Source organism: Halobacterium yunchengense, assembly GCF_037031165.1.
Lineage (GTDB): Archaea > Halobacteriota > Halobacteria > Halobacteriales > Halobacteriaceae > Halobacterium > Halobacterium yunchengense.
Map to the genome: position 1 here is coordinate 837,830 of NZ_JAYEZL010000001.1, position 15,508 is coordinate 853,337.

The 15,508-nt window shown below is 71.9% G+C and carries 18 protein-coding genes; 9 read left to right on the forward strand and 9 right to left on the reverse strand.

Going from position 1 to position 15,508, the window contains the following annotated elements; translation table 11 throughout:
* Positions 1–11: 11 nt before the first annotated feature.
* Positions 12–815 (reverse strand): formate/nitrite transporter family protein, encoded by an 804-nt coding sequence (locus U5911_RS04245; protein WP_336035542.1) that lies wholly within the window; start codon positions 813–815, stop codon positions 12–14.
* 111 nt (positions 816–926) lie between these two features.
* Here U5911_RS04245 and hjc point away from each other — a divergent pair, with 111 nt between their 5' ends.
* Entirely contained in the window at positions 927–1,352 is a 426-nt protein-coding gene (hjc, locus tag U5911_RS04250; protein WP_336035543.1) for a Holliday junction resolvase Hjc, read from the forward strand.
* 58 nt (positions 1,353–1,410) lie between these two features.
* Here the strand turns inward: hjc and U5911_RS04255 are convergent, their stop codons facing one another.
* On the reverse strand, positions 1,411–2,010 hold the full coding sequence (locus U5911_RS04255; RefSeq protein WP_336035544.1) for an SWIM zinc finger family protein: 600 nt from the start codon (positions 2,008–2,010) through the stop codon (positions 1,411–1,413).
* Between the two features lie 154 nt (positions 2,011–2,164).
* On the opposite strand from U5911_RS04255, the gene U5911_RS04260 reads away from it, so the two are divergent.
* Positions 2,165–2,377, forward strand: a complete 213-nt coding sequence (locus tag U5911_RS04260) for a DUF7472 family protein (protein WP_336035545.1) — start codon at positions 2,165–2,167, stop codon at positions 2,375–2,377.
* A gap of 22 nt (positions 2,378–2,399) precedes the next feature.
* Here U5911_RS04260 and priL read toward each other — a convergent pair whose 3' ends face one another.
* Complete coding sequence (priL, locus tag U5911_RS04265) at positions 2,400–3,482, reverse strand: DNA primase regulatory subunit PriL (RefSeq protein WP_336035547.1); 1,083 nt, start codon at positions 3,480–3,482, stop codon at positions 2,400–2,402.
* A gap of 119 nt (positions 3,483–3,601) precedes the next feature.
* Between priL and U5911_RS04270 the strand changes: the two genes are divergently transcribed.
* The 3 genes from U5911_RS04270 to U5911_RS04280 all read left to right on the forward strand — a co-directional run bounded on the left by U5911_RS04270 (position 3,602) and on the right by U5911_RS04280 (position 5,489).
* A complete protein-coding gene (locus U5911_RS04270) occupies positions 3,602–4,228 on the forward strand; it encodes a protein sorting system archaetidylserine decarboxylase (protein ID WP_336035549.1) in 627 nt (208 codons plus the stop codon).
* A gap of 30 nt (positions 4,229–4,258) precedes the next feature.
* A complete protein-coding gene (locus U5911_RS04275; protein WP_336035552.1) occupies positions 4,259–4,939 on the forward strand; it encodes an HD domain-containing protein in 681 nt (226 codons plus the stop codon).
* Between the two features lie 109 nt (positions 4,940–5,048).
* Positions 5,049–5,489 (forward strand): universal stress protein, encoded by a 441-nt coding sequence (locus U5911_RS04280; protein ID WP_336035553.1) that lies wholly within the window; start codon positions 5,049–5,051, stop codon positions 5,487–5,489.
* 42 nt (positions 5,490–5,531) lie between these two features.
* Here U5911_RS04280 and U5911_RS04285 read toward each other — a convergent pair whose 3' ends face one another.
* From U5911_RS04285 to U5911_RS04300, 4 genes are all read right to left on the reverse strand, one after another.
* Positions 5,532–6,275: a DNA polymerase sliding clamp gene (locus tag U5911_RS04285; protein WP_336035555.1), complete on the reverse strand. Its 744-nt coding sequence runs from the start codon at positions 6,273–6,275 to the stop codon at positions 5,532–5,534.
* Between the two features lie 195 nt (positions 6,276–6,470).
* The gene (locus tag U5911_RS04290; RefSeq protein WP_336035557.1) at positions 6,471–7,688 is read right to left on the reverse strand and encodes a M20 family metallopeptidase; all 1,218 of its coding nucleotides are present in this window, start codon (positions 7,686–7,688) and stop codon (positions 6,471–6,473) included.
* Positions 7,688–9,091, reverse strand: a complete 1,404-nt coding sequence (locus U5911_RS04295; RefSeq protein WP_336035559.1) for an APC family permease — start codon at positions 9,089–9,091, stop codon at positions 7,688–7,690. The genes U5911_RS04290 and U5911_RS04295 overlap by 1 nt, the downstream gene beginning before the upstream one ends.
* A 234-nt stretch (positions 9,092–9,325) precedes the next feature.
* A complete protein-coding gene (locus U5911_RS04300; RefSeq protein WP_336035561.1) occupies positions 9,326–10,045 on the reverse strand; it encodes a helix-turn-helix domain-containing protein in 720 nt (239 codons plus the stop codon).
* Positions 10,046–10,234: 189 nt separating this feature from the next.
* Between U5911_RS04300 and U5911_RS04305 the strand changes: the two genes are divergently transcribed.
* From U5911_RS04305 to U5911_RS04320, 4 genes are all read left to right on the forward strand, one after another.
* A complete protein-coding gene (locus tag U5911_RS04305; protein ID WP_336035563.1) occupies positions 10,235–11,269 on the forward strand; it encodes an N-acetyltransferase DgcN family protein in 1,035 nt (344 codons plus the stop codon).
* Between the two features lie 173 nt (positions 11,270–11,442).
* The gene (locus U5911_RS04310; protein ID WP_336035565.1) at positions 11,443–12,972 is read left to right on the forward strand and encodes a DUF4382 domain-containing protein; all 1,530 of its coding nucleotides are present in this window, start codon (positions 11,443–11,445) and stop codon (positions 12,970–12,972) included.
* A gap of 133 nt (positions 12,973–13,105) precedes the next feature.
* Positions 13,106–13,750 carry an SOUL family heme-binding protein gene (locus U5911_RS04315; RefSeq protein WP_336035566.1) on the forward strand — a complete coding sequence of 215 codons (645 nt, stop codon included), beginning with the start codon at positions 13,106–13,108 and terminating at the stop codon, positions 13,748–13,750.
* A 70-nt stretch (positions 13,751–13,820) separates the two neighbouring features.
* On the forward strand, positions 13,821–14,600 hold the full coding sequence (locus tag U5911_RS04320) for a 23S rRNA (uridine(2552)-2'-O)-methyltransferase (protein ID WP_336035568.1): 780 nt from the start codon (positions 13,821–13,823) through the stop codon (positions 14,598–14,600).
* A gap of 8 nt (positions 14,601–14,608) precedes the next feature.
* Here the strand turns inward: U5911_RS04320 and U5911_RS04325 are convergent, their stop codons facing one another.
* Positions 14,609–15,322: a queuosine precursor transporter gene (locus U5911_RS04325; RefSeq protein WP_336035570.1), complete on the reverse strand. Its 714-nt coding sequence runs from the start codon at positions 15,320–15,322 to the stop codon at positions 14,609–14,611.
* Positions 15,312–15,497 (reverse strand): CopG family transcriptional regulator, encoded by a 186-nt coding sequence (locus U5911_RS04330; RefSeq protein ID WP_336035572.1) that lies wholly within the window; start codon positions 15,495–15,497, stop codon positions 15,312–15,314. The genes U5911_RS04325 and U5911_RS04330 overlap by 11 nt, the downstream gene beginning before the upstream one ends.
* Between the last annotated feature and the right edge of the window lie 11 nt (positions 15,498–15,508).

Sequence of the window (15,508 nt, forward strand, 5' to 3'; positions counted from 1 at the left end):
ACGACTGGCGGCTAGTCGCCGCCGCGGACGACGTGCCCGTACTTGAGGAGCGAGACGAACACGACGCCGCCGAGGACGTTCCCGGCGGTCGACCACACGAGGAAGCGAGCGTACGCGCTGGGCTCGACGACGCCAGTGAACACGCCCATCAGGACCTCGACGCTGCCGGCGACGCAGTGCGGGAGGTGCGTGAACCCGATGGTGGCCGCGACCAGCCACACGAAGAGCGCGCGGCTCACCGTCTCCTGGGCGGCCGCGACCAGCCAGGACAGCAGCCCCATCAGCCAGCCCGCGAGCACCGCTCCGGCGAACAGCACGGACGAGTCGTGGGCGACCAGGGGCGTCGCGACGGCCTCGAAGGCGGCCGCGTCGGCGATGCCGTACGCGGGCGCGACGACCACCGCGATGCCGGCGAACGCGGCGGCGCCGGCGACGTTCGCGCCGAACACGACCCCCCAGAGGCGGAGCAGCGACCGGACGGACGCGCGGCCGTCGAGCACGGGCAGCACCGCGAGCGTCGTGTGCTCGGTGAACAGCTCCGAGCGCCCGATGACGACGAACAGGAACCCGACGGCGTACGCGTTCGCGAGCGCGAGTTCGAGCGTGGGCTCGCCCCACACGCCCGCGGCGAGCGTGGCCACGACCGCCATCAGCAGCGGCCCGAACCCGATGTCGAGGCCGGCCGAGAGCCCGGAGAGCGCGAGGCCGTCCGCCGGTCGCTCGAGTTCGTTGACGCCCTCCTGGAGCTGGCTGGCGAGGATCCCCGTCGAGGGCGTCTGTCCGTCGGCGCCGGTCGCGTCGGTGGCGTCGCCCATGGAGGGAGTGACGTGACTGCGCGCAAAAGGTCCGGTGGCGGCGCCGTGGCGCAAGCCTCCTATCCCCCCGCCGCGTACGGCCGGACATGACCGCCGGCACGGGGGACGAGCATGTCTAACTCGAACGCGAAGGGCAACAGGCGGGAGCGCGAGCTCGTGAACGCGCTCGACGAGCGCGGGTTCGCGGTGATGCGCGCGCCCGCCTCGGGGAGCGCGACGGAACGGGAGCTCCCCGACGTGCTCGCGGGCGACGGCGACGCGTTCTACGCCATCGAGGCGAAGTCCAGCGCCGGCGACCCCATCTACCTCGACGGCGAGGAGGTCGAGGCGCTCGTGTACTTCGCGCGGAACTTCGGCGCGAAGCCCCGCATCGGCGTGCGCTTCGACCGCGAGGACTGGTACTTCTTCCACCCCGCGGACCTCCACACGACCGACGCCGGCAGCTACCGCGTGAAAAAAGAGCGCGCGCTCGCGGACGGCACCGACATCGAGGAGCTCACGGGCGGCCCCGCGAAGACCGGACTGGACGACTACTGATTCTGGCGGCGCGGCGACTACCGAGTATTGGCGGCGCGGCGACGCCCGTCGCGCCGGCTCACTGGCGGCGCGCGAGCCGGCCGCGCGGGAACGAGTACCGGCGCAGGTCACGCGGCGACACGTCCGCCGGGTCGACGCCGCGCGGCAGCGGGTAGAGGACGTCCACGACGCGGTCCCCGGGGTCGTAGTCGCGGTTCGAGTAGTGGTCGGCGACCGTCCAGCCGCGCTCGGGGACCTCGACCTCGTCGGCTCGGTCGTCGGTGGATTCGACGACGACCACCAGGCTGTCGGTCTCGCGGTCGACGACGGTCTCGCCGGGGTCGAGTTCGCAGTCCTCGCAGTAGACGGGGTCGGCGTCGTCGCTGTCGGCGAACAGCGAGCGGCCGCAGGCGTTGCAGGTCGCCTCGCGCTCGCCGGGCGCGGGGACGTTGCCGAGGGTCACCTCGATGGCGACCCTGCGGAGGTGCTTGCAGCGGACGCCGCGGAAGCGGTGGTCCGGGCACGTGCAGCGACCGGCGTCGAGGTCCACGTCGTAGACGTGGCCCGAGGGCGACCACACCTCGTAGGCGGCGTCGCCGACCTTCCGCACGCGCATCGCCTCGCGGCGGGCGCGGCGGCTCCGGCCGTTCGGACGGCCGTCGGTCCTGGAGGGACTCATACCACGCGATAGGGCGCCAGCGACCCTAAACCCCGCAAATTCCGTGGACACTTCCGCGTGCGGTACGTAGTAGCGTGGACGGAGTCCGGTGCCGGAGACGGCCGGTCACGGTGGCTTCGAAGCGCTTTTGCCCGGGCCGGCGAAAGCCCGGGGTATGTCTGAAGGGCTCGACGCCCGCCTCGAAGCGGGGATCGCGATCTTCGCGACGCTCGTGTTCATCGCAATCCTCGTCGTCGCCGGCACGATGAGCGACGGGTTCGGCGAGACGAGCGGTCTCGCCGTCGTGGGCGGCGTCGTCGCGTTCATTCTCCTGATGGGCGTCGTCGGCTACTGGCTGTCCGGCAAGCAGGGCGACGGCGACGACTAGGCCTCCGCGTCGGTCCCGGCGACTACGCCTCCGCGTCGGTCTCCTCGTCCTCGCGCTCCCGCCAGTCGTCGAGGTCGTCCTCGTCGGCGTCGTCGAGTTTCGCCTCGTAGTACGACAGCGGGTGGTTGATCGCGTCGCAGAGGTCGTCGGGGTTCGTGCAGTCGCCGTAGGCCTTCATCGTCGCGCAGGACGGCGCCGTGTACTCCGTGGGGCTGGACTCGCCGCGGATGTGGTCGGTCTGGTACCGGGTCATCTCCTCGCCGAACCCCGGGTTCACCTTGTAGAGCTCGACGATCTCGTCCGTGGAGAGGCCGACGTTCGCGAGGAACGCCGTGATGGCGAACCGGCTGTGGTGGGGGAGGTGTTCGCCGCGCTGCACCTGGTCTAAGAGGTGCTGCATGCACGGCGGGAACAGCTCGGGGACGACGGTGTCGATCTCGCGCGTGAGGTCCATGTCCGCGAGCACGTCCCGGACCGCGGTCGCCGGGGCCTCCATCGCCTCGGCGATCTCGTCGGGGACGTCCAGCGGCAGGCCCTCGGCGACGCGGTCCCGGACGGCCTGCTGGAGGAGGAGGTCCAGCTCCGGCTCGGAGACCGGGACGCGGCCGTCGTCGAGCGCGCGGTTCACCAGCCGCCAGTCGTCGCCGCGCAGCGACGACGACAGCTGGAGGTACGTGGAGACGTCCACGTCGTAGCCGCCGGGCGTCTCGCGGACGTCGTCGCTGAGGTCGAACTCCCGGAGGAGGTCGCGCCGCGAGAGGCTGGCGTCGTCGCCGACGGACTTCAGCTCGGTGTCGTCGGTCTCGTCGGCCGTGAACCGGTCGTAGGCCGCCCGGGCCTCGGCGTCCGCGTACTTCCGCACGAGCACGTGCTCGTCGACGACGGACACGAGCACGCGCGCCACCGGGTACGAGAGCAGTTCCACGCGGTCCGACCGCGCGCGCCCGCCGACGTCGCCGTCCGTGAGCGCGCCGACGACGCGCTCGCGGGCGCGCTCGACGACCGCGTCGTCCTCGGCGACCACGTCCGCGAGGTCGACGCCCGCGGCCTGGACGGCCTGCCGGGCGTCGCCGAGGAACGGGTAGCGTGCGTGGCGCGCGTTCATCGCGTACACCGTTGCGAGCGGACGCCGATAAACGCCCCGGCTCCCGGCCGGACGCGAGCGAGCGGCGGCCCGCGCCGCCGACCGAAGGGCTATCAGTCCCTCGCACCGACGAGTCGAGTATGTTCGCGCGCGGCGCCTGGAAGTGGACGTACGCCCTGCCGCCGGCGGTGGTCGGCGCGGCGCTGCTGTTCGTCTCGTCGCTGTGGGGCGTGCTCGGGTTCGCGCTCGCGGCGTTCGTCGTGTGGTTCCACCGCGACCCCGAGCGGACGCCCGCCGGCCGCGGCGCCGTCTCGCCGGCCGACGGCAAGGTATCGGTGGTCCGCGAGGACCCGGACGGCCGCGTGCGCGTCGGCGTGTTCATGAACGTCCACGACGTGCACGTGAACCGCGCGCCCCTCGACGGGACCGTCGAGGCCGTCGACCACCGCCCGGGCGGCCACCGGCCGGCCTTCGACAAGGAGTCCGAGCACAACGAGCGCGTGCGGATCGACTGCGGCGACCACGAGGTCGTCCTCATCGCCGGCGCGTTCGCGCGCCGCATCCACCCGTACGTCGAGGCCGGCGACGAGCTCGCGCGCGGCGACCGCATCGGCCACGTCTCCTTCGGGAGCCGCGCCGACCTCGTCCTCCCCCGGGAGTACGACCGCGGGGACGTCCTCGTCGCGGGCGGCGACTCGGTGACCGCCGGCGAGACGGTGCTGGCGCGCCGGGACGGCGGCGACGCGACCCCGACCGGCGGCGCGTGACATTTGTACCGCCGGCCTAGACGCTCGGGTATGACCGCCAGCGACGGCTCGTCGTTCGACCGCGTGGCCGCCGAGGTGGCCGCGCACTTCGACGGGGACAGTTCGGGCCACGACCTCCAGCACGCGTGGCGCGTGAACCGCCTCGGCGTCCGCATCGCCGACGCAGAGGGCGCGGACTCGCGCGTCGTCGGCGTCGCGGCGGTCGTCCACGACCTCCACCGCGTGCGCGGCGACGGGTTCACGCACCCCGAGGAGACGATTCCCGAGATCCGCGAGATTCTCGCGGACGCGGACGTCCCAGCGGGCATCCGCGACCCGGTCTGTCACTGCGTGGCCGTCCACGAGGAGTACGGCTTCGAGGACGACCCGGCGGCCGCCGAGACCCTGGAAGCGGAGGTGCTCCAGGACGCGGACAACCTCGACGCGATCGGTGCGGTCGGCGTCGCACGCGCGTTCCAGTTCGGCGGCGCGCACGGCAACCTCCTCTGGGACCCCGACCGCCCGCTGCCCGACCGCGACGACGCCTACCGGAAGGACGGCCACGACGACCACGACGGGCCCGCGAGCACGTACCACCACTTCCACGCGAAGCTGTTGCGCCTCCGCGAGAACATGAACACCGAGACGGGACGCGAGATCGCCGCGGCGCGTCACGCCATCCTCGAGGAGTTCGCGGAGCGCTTCGAGCGGGAGTGGTACGGCGAAGCCTGAGGCGCCAGGAGCCCGCCGAACGGGCTAGCGCGCCCGGACCGGCCGGGAGCCCGACGCGAGCGCGTTCGGTTCGTGGTACCACCCCACGCAGTTATCGGGGTCCCGGTCGATGGTTCGAGGGATGTACGCGACCATCCTCGTCCCCACGGACGGCAGCGAGGGCGCGGCGGGCGCCGTCACGGTGGCGGTCGCGCTCGCCGACCGCTTCGACGCGGCCGTCCACGCGCTGTTCGTCGTCGACGAGCGGTTCGTCGCCGACGACTACGACCTCGCCGTCGAGGACGCCGAGCGACGCGCCGAGCGCGCGCTGGACCGCGCCGGCGGACTCGGCGCCGACGCCGGCGTCGACGTCGAGAAGCACCTCCGGCGGGGACTCCCCCACGAGGAGATCATCGAGGCCGCCGACGCTTACGGCGCGGACCTCGTGGTCGTGGGGAAACACGGCCGCACCGGCCTCGACCGGTTCCTCCACGTCGGCAGCACCACCGAGCGCGTCGTCCGCGCGTCCCCGACGCAGGTCCTGACCGTGCCGCTGTCCGACGAGGCGTAGGAGGCCGCCGCAGGCGACTCCCCGCAGCGCAAAACGTTGGTTTCAGTCGGACTGGATGCGGGGCGCGAGCATGTACGTGACCCGGCCCTGGGCTTCGGCGATGTCGAAGTGGACCTTGACGGGGTACTCCTCGCCGAGTTCGAGTTCGACCTCGGCGTCCTTCGGGATGGCCTTGTTCATGTCCTTGAGGTAGTCGAGGCTGAACAGGCTGTGGGCGTCGCCCGCCTCCAGGTCGATGAGGTCGTCGCGGGTGAGTTCGAGGTGGACGTCGTCGGTGTCGCCCTCGGCGTCGACGTAGAACAGCTCGTCGGCGGCGTCGACGCCGAGCGCGATGTGGTCGGAGACCATGTCGGCGGCGCGGACGGCGCGGTCGATGTCGGCGCCCTCGACGACGACGTGCGCGGGGAGGTCGAGGTCGGGGATGTCGGGCTCCTGGCGGATGGAGTCCGGGTCGATGAGCGCGAGCGTGTACTCGAGGCCGTCGATCTGGATGTGGAGCTTCCGGGTCTCCTCGTCGAGTTCGAGCTGGACGAGCTGGTCGGTGTCGGCCATGCCGGCGATGTCCTCGAGCCGGGAGAGGTTCACGCCGATGACGCCGCCGTCCGCCTCGTAGGACTCGAACGCGGCGGCACCGAGGTCGAGGTCGACCATGCCGACGTTGGCGGGGTCGACGGCGCGGATGGAGAGGCCGTCCTCGTCGAGGTGGATCTTGCACTCGTCCACCAGCACGCTCACGGAGTCGAGCGTTTCCCGGAGCGTGTCGGCGCTCACAATCGCCTTGAACATATGCCGTTCGCTACGAAATCCGGGAATAAAAAGCCCCACGTTCCGCGTGCGCGCGTAAATCGCCGGACGTCGGCGGGGCGGCCGCGAGGCGGGCCGGGGGCGGCCCGCGGCGTCGTGTCACTTCCGAACGAAGTTCGCGGTGCCGGCGGCGCGAGCGCGCCGGGGCCGGTGGCGGGAGCGTGCACCCGAGCGCGGTCACTCGCCGAGGTACTGGTGGAGGCCGTCGGCCACGACGCGAGCCGTCTCGACGACGTCGTCGGTGTAGACGAACTCGCCGGCCGAGTGGATGTTCTCGCCGTCCGGGCCGACGATGACGGTGGGGAGGCCGGCGCGGTCGCCGAGGTAGTTGAAGTCGCCGACGCTCGCGAAGTAGCCGTAGTCGGGAGGGCGGCCGGCGACGCCGTCGACGGCGTCCGCGAGGGCGGTGACGAGCGGGTGATCCTCGTCGGTGACGTAGGGGCCGTACCTGATGTCGTCGCTCGGGGCCTCGCGGAACCCGACGTCGACGCGGCTGTCGAGGTCGAGGGCGTCGATGGCGGCCTCGGCCTGTTCGCGGACGACGTCCTCGGTCTCGCCGGGGACGACGTGGCGGTCGACCATGAGGTTCGCGGACTCCGGGACGGAGAGGGTCTGGCTGCCGCCCTCGATGCGGAGCGGGCAGACGGAGCCGTCGCCGAGTTTCGGGTGGCTGTCGACGTCGAGGTCGGCGAGCGCGCTCGCGACCTTCCCGGCGTCGACGACGGCGTTGGTTCCCTTCCAGGGCTGCGAGCCGTGGGCGGCGCGCCCGGTGACGTCGATGTCGTAGAGGAAGCGGCCGCGTGCCCCCAGGAGGAGGGCGGGATTGGTGACGTCCTCCTGGGCGAGGATGGGGCCGGGTTCGGTGACGACGGCGGCGTCGCAGTCGTCCGTGTAGCCGTCCCGGACGAGGCGGTCGGTGCCGAGGCCGTACGGGCCCTCCTCGTCGACGACGCACGCGAAGAGCACGTCGCCGGCGAGGTCGTCGCGGGCGGCGAGTTCCTTCGTCGCGACCATCGCGGCGGCGAGGCCGCCCTTCATGTCGCAGGCGCCCTGGCCGTAGAGCCGGCCGTCCTCGATGCGGCCCGAGCAGGGGTCTTCCTCCCAGGCGTCGACGAGTTTGACGGTGTCGACGTGGGCGTTCAGCACGACGGTGGGCGCGTCGGGGTCGTCGCCCTCGACGCGCGCGAGGACGTTCCGGCCCTCGTAGCCAGTGATGTCGGGTTCGCTGACCTCGTGGTAGACGGGGTCGAGGTCGTGGCCGTCGAGCCAGTCGTAGACGAACTCGACGGCGTCCGCCTCCTCGAAGTACGGGGAGGGGATGCGGACGAGGTCCTGGAGCAGTTCGATCGTCTCGTCGCCGTCGACCGCCTCGGAGACCGGTGGCTGGTGGGTCATCAGTCTTGAACGGGGGATTCGCGGATGTCTGGGTCGTACTCGTCGGTCGGGACGCCCGGCAGGGTGTCGAGGATGGCGCGCACGTCGGTGCCGCGTTGTTCGCCGAGGTACCAGTAGACGGCGAAGACGGCGAGGCCGACAGCCAGCCAGGGGACGTAGACCCGGAGTGACCCGCGCCACGCCTGCGTGAGGAGCGCGAACGACCCGAGGGAGGCGACCGCGACGGAGACGTAGATCCAGGCGCCGGGGTCGAAGGCGGCGTGCTTGATGAGGTGGGGTTTGGCGTAGTAGATGTAGCCGACGGTGAGCGAGACCGTGAGGTACGCGACGAGGTAGCTGAACGTCGCGATGGCGATGGCCTGGCTGAGGCCGGTGCTCCAGAAGGTGAGCGCGCTCGCGACGACGTACAGCGTGAGCAGCGAGAAGTGCGGGGTGCCGAAGCGCTCGCTGACCGCCGCGAACCGCTTCGGGAACACCTCGTCCCACGCCCACGAGTACGGCATCTTGATGCCGGCTGCCATGACGGCGTGGACGGACGACGCGGTGGCGAGCAGGCCGCCGAAGGCGACGACCGCCGTGGCGTTGAACGGGAGGAACTCGCCGGCCGCGGTCGCGAGCGGGCGCGCCGAGTCCGCGAGCACCGTGTAGTCGGCGACGACGCCGTAGATGACGGCGGCGGTCCACATGTAGAGGACGATGAGGAACGCAGTCCCGCCGATCATCGCCAGCGGGAGGTTCCGGCTCGGGTTCTTCACTTCCGCGCCGAGCTGGCCGGCGACGGCGATGCCGATGTACGCGTAGAACAGGGGGACGGCGGCCGCGAGGAGGCCGTCGAAGCCGCCCGTGAAGAACGGCGTGTAGTTGTCCGCGCTCACGCTGAACGACCCGGGGACGACGAGGACGAGGATGGCGACGACGAGCAGGCCGAAGATGACGTTCTGCGAGATGCTGTACTGGCGGACGCCGACGAGGTTCACGAGGAACAGCACGGTGAGCAGGCCGAAGCCCGCGAGCGCGGGGTCGACGCCGGGGTAGAAGACGTTGAGGTAGCTCCCGAACCCGATCGCGAGCACGGCGTCGGCCGCCATGTACCCGAGCCACTTCGACCACGTGACGACGAACCCCGGGAGGCGGCTGTCGAACGTCCGCGTGATGTAGCTGTACGAGCCGGCGGCGCCGGGGAAGATGGTGGCGACCCACGAGTAGTTCATCGCGATGGTCATCGCGAGGACGCCGGACAGCGCCACCACGAGGATGACGCTCGGGCCGGTGGTCGAGCTGGCTGTGCCGAGCGTGACGAACAGTCCCGCGCCGAGGGTGCCGGCGACGACCGTGCTGATGGCGCCGAGCGGCCCCATGTCGCGGGAGAGGCTGTTCTCCGACTTCGATGCTGTCGACGACATGTGTGACCAGTGCTCAAGATGGGGGTTAACGCACCCCCCTATCATGTGTGGGGGTGGCCCGTGGCGGTCGCTTTCCGCCGGATTGAGCTGTCCAGCCACCGGTCACGCACCGCCAGCACTCACTCGGACGCGGCCCCTCGTAGACATTCACTCGGTGCGAGGCCCCTCGTAGACATTCACTCGGTGCGAGGCCCCTCGTAGACATTCACTCGGTGCGAGGCCCCTCGTGGACGTTCACTCGGTGCGCGGCTCCTCGTGGGCGGCGAGGAGTTTCGCCTCCGCCTTCCGGAGGTGTTCGAGCAGCGTCGTCTTCGAGATGTCGAGGTCGGCGGCGAGTTCGGACGCGGACACCTCGCGGGGCCACGTGTAGTAGCCGCTGTCGCGGGCGTGCCGGAAGACTTCCCGCTGGCGCTCGGAGAGGTCGCTCCGCGCGAACATCCCCGTTCCGAGCCCGGCGTCGAGGCTCGCGATGTGGTCGACGCGGATCTCGGCGTCCTCCTCGGCGGCGACCTCGTCGAGGGCGTCGTGGATGCGCTCGCGGTCCTCGTGGCAGACGACCGTCCAGTACTCCCGGCCGTCGTACATCCGCACCGGTTCGTCGGGGATGAACCCCCGGGAGACCAGCGCGTCGTTGATGCTGTTCTCGAGGACGTACTCGACGACGATACTCCGCGTGGCGCTCCCCGTCTCCTTGTCGACCTCGAGGTGTGCGGGCTGGTCGACGCCCCAGACGTCGTGGGTGAGCGGCGAGTCCTCGATCCGGTCCAGGAGCGCCTCGAGTTCCGGCGTGGAGTCCGCGTACGCGGTGAACCGGCCCTGTGCGCGACCGTCGACGTCGTGGACGCCGTGGCCGAGCAAGCCGCCGGCTCCGGCGTCCGTGACCTGGAGCGTCCAGCAGTCCGGATGCCAGATGTCGAGTGTGAGCCGCGAGCCGCGTCGGTCGCCTCCTGACACGTGTGCCGCCTCTACCCCCTGTATGCCAGTCGCTACCATAAGCCTGACCTCCTGGCCGTCCGCGACGGAGACCGGACGTCAGGGGGAGTCGAGACACCGACGACGGAAACCGGACTGCCGACCAGGGAAACCGGACCGCCTATGATGGGGAGGGGTGCTTTCCCCCAGTGGCCGCGAGCCACGTACACGATGGACGACAGCGAACCGACCGAGCGGCGACCCGCGGTCGTGCTCGCCGAGGGCGCGTTCGGCGACCCCGCCGGGAAGACAGCGAACGGCGTCGCCCTGGACGGCACGCGCTTCGACGTCCGGGCCGTGGTGGACTCCACTCGCGCCGGCTCGTCCGCCCGGGACGTGCTCGGCCGCGGCCCCGACGTCCCCGTGGTGGCGTCGGTCGCGGACGCACTCGACGCCAGCCCGACAGTCGACGCGCTCGTCGTCGGCGTCGCGCCCGCCGGCGGCGAACTCCCCGAGTCGTGGACCGACGAGATCGCGACCGCGATCCGACGCGGCTGCGACGTCGTCTCCGGCCTGCACACGTTCCTCTCGGAGGACCCCGAGTGGCGCTCGCTCGCCGACGAGTGCGGCGTCAGCCTCGTGGACGTCCGCAAACCCCCCGAGGAGCGCTTCCGGGTCGCCGACGGCAGCGCCGAGGACGTGGACGCGACGGTCGTGCTCACGGCGGGCACCGACTGCGCGGTCGGCAAGCGCACGACCACCGTCGAACTCTACCGGGCCGCCCGCGACGCCGGCCTCGACGCCGGCTGGGTGGCGACCGGCCAGACCGGCCTGATGATCGGCGCGGACGCGGGCGCCGTGATCGACCGCGTGCCGGCGGACTTCGCGGCGGGCGCCGTCGAGTCCCTCGTCGTCGAGGTCGCCGCGGACCACGACTACGTGTTCGTCGAGGGGCAGGCCGCGCTCACCCACCGCGCGTACGCCGGCGTCACGCTCTCGCTCCTGCACGGCGCCAGCCCCGACGCCGTCGTGCTCGTCGACGACCCCGGACGGGCGCGCCGCGACGACTTCGACCAGTGGCCGGTCGACGGCGTCGCGGCCGAACTCGCGGCGATCGACGCCCTCTCGGCGGCGCCCGTCGCCGCCGTGTCGACCTGGGGCGACGAGCGCGAGGTCGCGAGCCTGCCGGCGGCGAACGTCCGCGAGGACGGCGGCCCGGAGCGGCTCCTCGCCGCAGTTCGCGGACGGCTCGAGCGCGAGGAGTGACGCGCGAGGGGTCCGCCGACGCGGACCGCGGCCTCCGGCGGGGGGCGCGTTCGAGCCCAGCGACCGGACGGGTGAACACGGCTTAATCCGGCTTAATCCGGCGCGTGACGGCGCGAAACCGCGTTCACGGCTTCCCCCTTTTAGGTGAGCCCGGGTGCTGGCCTCGCCTGCACATGAGCCGCACCGTAGCCAGCCTGCTCGTGGCGTCGCTCGTGGTGCTCGCCGGGTGCGCCGGCGGCATCAGCGGACAGTCGCCCACGCAGGCCGAGACCGCAGACAGCGGCACAGTCCAGTTCTACGTCAGCGACCAGCCGAACGCCATCGACCAGTTCGAGCACCTGAACGTCACCGTGACGAAGGTCGGGTTCGCGCAGTCCGGCGACGCGGACGCGAACGCGAGTGCGAACGCGTCCGGGAGCTGGGAGGCCGAGTCCGAGAGCGAGGGCGACCTCCGGCTCGACGTCGACGGCGACGTCACCGCCGGCGAGAACGCCACGGTGACGCTGACCCACGACGGCGAGGCCGCCGCGAACGTCACGCTCGACGTCGAGGCCGGCGACGCGGAGACGACCGTGACCACGGACGCGAACGGCACCGCCACAGTCGCCGTGCCGGCCGACGCGGAGGCGGTCTCGGTGGCCGCCAGCACCGGCGCGGACAACGAGTACGGCGAGGGCGAAGCCGAACTCGAGTACGAGTCCGACGGCGAGTCCGACGGCGAGTCCGACGGCGAGTCCGACGGCGAGGACACCGAGTGGGTGGAACACGAGGTCGACGAGCGCACGGTCGACCTGACCGAGCTGCGGGGCGCGAACGCGACGCTGCTCGGGAACCTCACGGTGTCCGAGGGCGAGTACGAGCAGGTGTTCGTCCGCGTCGACGAGGTCGGGGGCACGCTGCAGTCGGGCGAACAGGTGAACGTGAAGCTGCCCAGCGAGAAGCTCCACCTGAACGAGGCGTTCAGCGTGGACTCGGAGTCGAGCGTGGAGTTCGTCTTCGACATCACGGTGTTCGAGGCCGGCGACAGCGGGAAGTACGTCCTGAAGCCGGTCGCCAGCGAGTCCGGCACTGACGTCCCCATCGAGCGCGTGGACACCGAGGCCGAGGTCGAGGGCGACCTGCGCGCCAGCGTCGTCGGCGACGTCACCGCCGGCGAGAACGCGACAGTGCGGGTGACCCAGGACGGCGAACCGGTCGCGAACACGACCGCCGAGGTCGAGGTCGGCGGCGCGGAGACGACCGTGACCACGGACGCGAACGGCACCGCCACCGTCGCCGTGCCGGAGAGCGCCGGCGAGTTCGAACTCGAGGTCGAGACCGGCGCGGACAGCGAGTACGGCGAGGCCGAGGGCGAACTCGAGCTCGAACTCGGCGAGTCCGACGGCGACGACTCGGACAGCGACAGCGCCGACGAGTCCGACGGCGGCGACGCCGAGGCGGACGCGGAGGCCGACCTCGCGGTCGCGCTCGACGGGGCGCTGACCGCCGGCGAGAACGCGACGGTGATCGTGACCGACGGCGACGGCGACGCGGTCGCGAACGCCGCCGTCGAAGTCGACGGCGAGGCCGTCGGCGAGACGAACGCCGACGGCGAACTGACCTTCGAGGTGCCCGCCGACGTCGACGCGGGCAGCGACCTCGCGGTGACCGCCGACGGCGAGACGGTGACCGTGGACGCCTCGACCGTCGCCGCGGCGAACTGACGAGCGCTGACTGCCGCGGCCGTCCGCCCGCCACCGCGGGGCGGCCGAACGGCCGCGTCGCTCGCAACCGACGACCGCGACTTCTGCTCGCCACCGGCGAGTCCTTATCCCGTTCGCGGCCGTCAGTTCGCGTATGCGTACCACCACGAGGCTCGCGGCGTGGACGGTCGGCGTCGGCGCCGCGGCACTGGCGGCGGCGGCCGCGTACGCGACGTACGCCTCCCGGCAGGCCGAGCGCGTCGACTACGAGCGCGTGCTGACGCTGGACGGCGTCGAGCTCCGGCGCTACCCGCCTGCCGTGCTCGTGGAGACGACCGCGGCGACGCCGAGAGGGGCGTTCTCGCGGCTGTTCGCGTACATCTCGGGCGAGAACGAGGGGCGCCGCGACCTGTCGATGACCGCGCCCGTCCGCGTCGACGGCGCGACCGTGCCGATGACCGCGCCCGTCCGCGTCGGCCGCGGCGAGTCCGAGCGCGGCGAGTCCGTGGGCGTGACGATGGCCTTCTACCTCCCCGCGGAGTACACCGCGGAGACCGCGCCCGAGCCGACGGACCCCGACGTCGAACTGGTAGCGGAGCCGGCGCGCACGCTCGCCGTCCGGACGTTCTCCTGGCGGCCGACCGAGGCCCGCGTCGCCGCCCAGCGGCGCCGCCTGCTCGACGCGCTCGCCGACCGCGGCGTCGAGACCGCGGGCGAGCCGTTCTTCCTCGGGTACGACGCGCCCGGCACGCTGCCGTTCCTGCGCACGAACGAGGTCGCCGTCGCGGTCGCGGACTGACCGCGCCGGCGGCGCGCGCGCACAGCGACGGGACTTTCCGTACTCGCCGCTTCAGTGCCGACAACCGACCATGGGGAACCGCAAGGACCACTACTACAACAAGTCCAAGCAGGAGGGGTACCGGTCGCGGGCCGCGTACAAGCTCCAGCAGATCGACGACCGGTTCGACGTCCTGCAGCCCGGGTCGACGGTCGTCGACCTGGGCGCGGCGCCCGGCGGCTGGCTGCAGGTCGCCGCCGAGGCGGTCGGCGCTCGCGGGAAGGTCGTGGGCGTGGACTTCCAGCGCGTCGACGACCTCGAGGGCGTCGACGCGGGCGTGGAGACGATCCGCGGCGACATGACCGAGGCGGCGACCAGGGACGCCATCGTGCGCGCGGCGGCGCCGGGCGGCGTGGACGTCGTGGTGTCGGACATGGCGCCGAACATGACCGGCGAGTACAACCTCGACCACGCGCGCTCGGTCCACCTCGCGCGGACGGCGCTGGACACCGCCCGCGAGGTGCTGCGCGACGGCGGCCACTTCGTCGTGAAGGTCTTCGACGGCCGGGACTTCGCGGACTTCCGCGCGGACGTCGAGGACGAGTTCGCGTTCGTGCAGACGTACACGCCGGACGCCTCCCGGGACTCCTCCTCGGAGGTGTACGTCGTCGCGAAAGAGCGCGTCGACGCTCCCGTCGACGAGGGCGAGACGCTGTCGGTGGACGTCGTCGGCGTCGGCGAGGAGGGCGACGGCATCGCGAAGGTCGAGGGGTACACGCTGTTCGTGCCGGACGCCGCCGAGGGCGAGACGGTCGACGTCGAGGTGACGGACGTGAAGCCGAACTTCGGGTTCGCCGAGCGCCGGGACTGACTCCGGGGTCAGTCGGTCGCGGCGACGGCGGGCGCGTCGCCGCCGGCGAGCGCGCGCCGCACCGCGTACACGAACGGCGTGTCGAGGACGGCGATGGCGAGCTTGAGCGCGTACTGGCCGACGATGAGCGAGAGGATCTGCTCGGTGCCGTAGACGGGGCCGACGCCGAGCACCGAGGGGGCGACGGCGAACGCGACGGTGACGAAGATGACGGTGTCGACGGCCTGACTGCTCGCCGTGGAGCCGACGTTGCGCAGCCAGAGGTACGCGCCGCCGGTGCGCTCGCGGATGGCGTGGAACGCGATGACGTCCCAGTGCTGGCTGACGACGTACGCGAGCAGGCTGCCGGCGACGATGTTCGCGCTCGACCACAGCACCCGGGAGAACGCGTCCTGGCCGACCTCGGAGAACGGCGCGATGGGCGCCTCGATGGTGGTGTACACGAGCGCGAGCATCACGAGCGTCATCGCGAACCCGACGTTGACGAGCGTCCGGGCGGCCCGCCGGCCGTACAGCTCGGAGTAGCAGTCCGACGCGAAGAACGTCAGCGCGTACGCCAGCGCCGCGCCCGGCAGCACGAGCGAGCTCCCCGTGAACGGGAGGCCGAAGGGGATCTGGAACACGAGGAGCTTCGAGGCCGTCAGCTGGGCGGTGACGAGTGCGGTGACGAACAGCCCGACGAGCGCCACCTGGCCGGCGGCGAGGCGGTCGCTACTCGGCATCCTCGCCCTCGTCGAGGCGGCCGTGGCGCTCGTCGATGTCGTCGAGCACGTCGAGGGTCTTCCGGACGGACGCCCGGATGGCGTCGCTGCGGTTCACGAACTTCCCGTCGTCGCCGACGTGGTCGTCGAGGTCGTCGAGCAGCTCCTGGGGCATCTCGACGCTGATCTTGGGCATACCGCGAGAAT

Coding starts and splice junctions, on each gene's coding strand:
- U5911_RS04245 (WP_336035542.1), bottom strand. CDS start 815: ATGGGCGACGCCACCGACGCGACCGGCGCCGACGGACAGACGCCCTCG.
- hjc (WP_336035543.1), top strand. CDS start 927: ATGTCTAACTCGAACGCGAAGGGCAACAGGCGGGAGCGCGAGCTCGTG.
- U5911_RS04255 (WP_336035544.1), bottom strand. CDS start 2,010: ATGAGTCCCTCCAGGACCGACGGCCGTCCGAACGGCCGGAGCCGCCGC.
- U5911_RS04260 (WP_336035545.1), top strand. CDS start 2,165: ATGTCTGAAGGGCTCGACGCCCGCCTCGAAGCGGGGATCGCGATCTTC.
- priL (WP_336035547.1), bottom strand. CDS start 3,482: ATGAACGCGCGCCACGCACGCTACCCGTTCCTCGGCGACGCCCGGCAG.
- U5911_RS04270 (WP_336035549.1), top strand. CDS start 3,602: ATGTTCGCGCGCGGCGCCTGGAAGTGGACGTACGCCCTGCCGCCGGCG.
- U5911_RS04275 (WP_336035552.1), top strand. CDS start 4,259: ATGACCGCCAGCGACGGCTCGTCGTTCGACCGCGTGGCCGCCGAGGTG.
- U5911_RS04280 (WP_336035553.1), top strand. CDS start 5,049: ATGGTTCGAGGGATGTACGCGACCATCCTCGTCCCCACGGACGGCAGC.
- U5911_RS04285 (WP_336035555.1), bottom strand. CDS start 6,275: ATGTTCAAGGCGATTGTGAGCGCCGACACGCTCCGGGAAACGCTCGAC.
- U5911_RS04290 (WP_336035557.1), bottom strand. CDS start 7,688: ATGACCCACCAGCCACCGGTCTCCGAGGCGGTCGACGGCGACGAGACG.
- U5911_RS04295 (WP_336035559.1), bottom strand. CDS start 9,091: ATGTCGTCGACAGCATCGAAGTCGGAGAACAGCCTCTCCCGCGACATG.
- U5911_RS04305 (WP_336035563.1), top strand. CDS start 10,235: ATGGACGACAGCGAACCGACCGAGCGGCGACCCGCGGTCGTGCTCGCC.
- U5911_RS04310 (WP_336035565.1), top strand. CDS start 11,443: ATGAGCCGCACCGTAGCCAGCCTGCTCGTGGCGTCGCTCGTGGTGCTC.
- U5911_RS04315 (WP_336035566.1), top strand. CDS start 13,106: ATGCGTACCACCACGAGGCTCGCGGCGTGGACGGTCGGCGTCGGCGCC.
- U5911_RS04320 (WP_336035568.1), top strand. CDS start 13,821: ATGGGGAACCGCAAGGACCACTACTACAACAAGTCCAAGCAGGAGGGG.
- U5911_RS04325 (WP_336035570.1), bottom strand. CDS start 15,322: ATGCCGAGTAGCGACCGCCTCGCCGCCGGCCAGGTGGCGCTCGTCGGG.
- U5911_RS04330 (WP_336035572.1), bottom strand. CDS start 15,497: ATGCCCAAGATCAGCGTCGAGATGCCCCAGGAGCTGCTCGACGACCTC.